General features: G+C 55.1%; 1 protein-coding gene and 1 tRNA gene. One reads left to right on the forward strand and one right to left on the reverse strand.

Going from position 1 to position 425, the window contains the following annotated elements; genetic code table 11:
* Positions 1 to 366, forward strand: a 366-nt coding sequence (locus tag ABLQ08_RS32455) for a hypothetical protein (RefSeq protein WP_352950918.1), incomplete at its 5' end; no start/stop codon positions are given.
* Here the strand turns inward: ABLQ08_RS32455 and ABLQ08_RS32460 are convergent.
* A tRNA-Met gene (locus tag ABLQ08_RS32460) sits at positions 345 to 421 on the reverse strand. The two genes, ABLQ08_RS32455 and ABLQ08_RS32460, sit on opposite strands and share 22 nt — an antisense overlap.
* Positions 422 to 425 lie beyond the last annotated feature (4 nt).

A 425-nucleotide genomic window follows, 5' to 3' on the forward strand; every position in this document is an offset into this window, starting at 1 on the left:
CCGCTGGTTTTCACCATGCGGGCTTTTTTTGTAATTTGGTTTCGTGAGGGGGCTTTTATGTTCGCGTTGCTCGATTGCGCTTCGTGCTTCGCCCTTGTCGTGAACCGCAAATCGGTCCTTTCTGGCCGGCTTTGCAAGGCCCTCCTCCTGTCTCCGCTGACCGAATACGACAACAGCCCCGCCCCTTGCGGGACGAGGCTGTTGTCGAATTTGGTTGCGGGAGCAGGATTTGCGTTTTTTGCCCTTCTGTGTCGGGCTTTGCCCTCCTTGATGGGGCCCGTTGAGTTTCAAATCTGTATCCGTTACCAACAAAAAACCCGACCTTGTGGCCGGGTTGTTTTGTTTGGTTGCGGGAGCAGGATTTGAACCTGCGACCTTCAGGTTATGAGCCTGACGAGCTACCGGGCTGCTCCATCCCGCGTTAT

Source organism: Roseibium sp. SCP14 (genome assembly GCF_040329475.1).
GTDB lineage: Bacteria > Pseudomonadota > Alphaproteobacteria > Rhizobiales > Stappiaceae > Roseibium.